This is a genomic window from Shigella sp. FC1567 (genome assembly GCF_001743015.1).
GTDB classification, from domain to species: domain Bacteria; phylum Pseudomonadota; class Gammaproteobacteria; order Enterobacterales; family Enterobacteriaceae; genus Escherichia; species Escherichia coli.
In genome coordinates, this window is sequence record NZ_MIIV01000300.1 from 1 (window position 1) to 1,151 (window position 1,151).

Consider the following 1,151-nt stretch of genomic DNA (forward strand, 5'->3'; position numbering starts at 1 on the left):
AAAAACTGGATCGACAAAGAAGAATATCCGCAATCCGCAGCCATCGACCTGCGTTGCGTAAATATGGTTGCCGATCTGTGGCATGCGCCTGCGCCGAAAAATGGTCAGGCCGTTGGCACCAACACCATTGGTTCTTCCGAGGCCTGTATGCTCGGCGGGATGGCGATGAAATGGCGTTGGCGCAAGCGTATGGAAGCTGCAGGCAAACCAACGGATAAACCAAACCTGGTGTGCGGTCCGGTACAAATCTGCTGGCATAAATTCGCCCGCTACTGGGATGTGGAGCTGCGTGAGATCCCTATGCGCCCCGGTCAGTTGTTTATGGACCCGAAACGCATGATTGAAGCCTGTGACGAAAACACCATCGGTGTGGTGCCGACTTTCGGCGTGACCTACACCGGTAACTATGAGTTCCCACAACCGCTGCACGATGCGCTGGATAAATTCCAGGCCGACACCGGTATCGACATCGACATGCACATCGACGCTGCCAGCGGTGGCTTCCTGGCACCGTTCGTCGCCCCGGATATCGTCTGGGACTTCCGCCTGCCGCGTGTGAAATCGATCAGTGCTTCAGGCCATAAATTCGGTCTGGCTCCGCTGGGCTGCGGCTGGGTTATCTGGCGTGACGAAGAAGCGCTGCCGCAGGAACTGGTGTTCAACGTTGACTACCTGGGTGGTCAAATTGGTACTTTTGCCATCAACTTCTCCCGCCCGGCGGGTCAGGTAATTGCACAGTACTATGAATTCCTGCGCCTCGGTCGTGAAGGCTATACCAAAGTACAGAACGCCTCTTACCAGGTTGCCGCTTATCTGGCGGATGAAATCGCCAAACTGGGGCCGTATGAGTTCATCTGTACGGGTCGCCCGGACGAAGGCATCCCGGCGGTTTGCTTCAAACTGAAAGATGGTGAAGATCCGGGATACACCCTGTACGACCTCTCTGAACGTCTGCGTCTGCGCGGCTGGCAGGTTCCGGCCTTCACTCTCGGCGGTGAAGCCACCGACATCGTGGTGATGCGTATTATGTGTCGTCGCGGCTTCGAAATGGACTTTGCTGAACTGTTGCTGGAAGACTACAAAGCCTCCCTGAAATATCTCAGCGATCACCCGAAACTGCAGGGTATTGCCCAGCAGAACAGCTTTAAACA

General features: G+C 55.5%; 1 protein-coding gene. It reads left to right on the forward strand.

The window, feature by feature from the left end; translation table 11 throughout:
* The coding region (locus BHE85_RS16220) for a glutamate decarboxylase (RefSeq protein ID WP_000607601.1) at positions 1 to 1,151 on the forward strand (1,151 nt) is incomplete at both ends.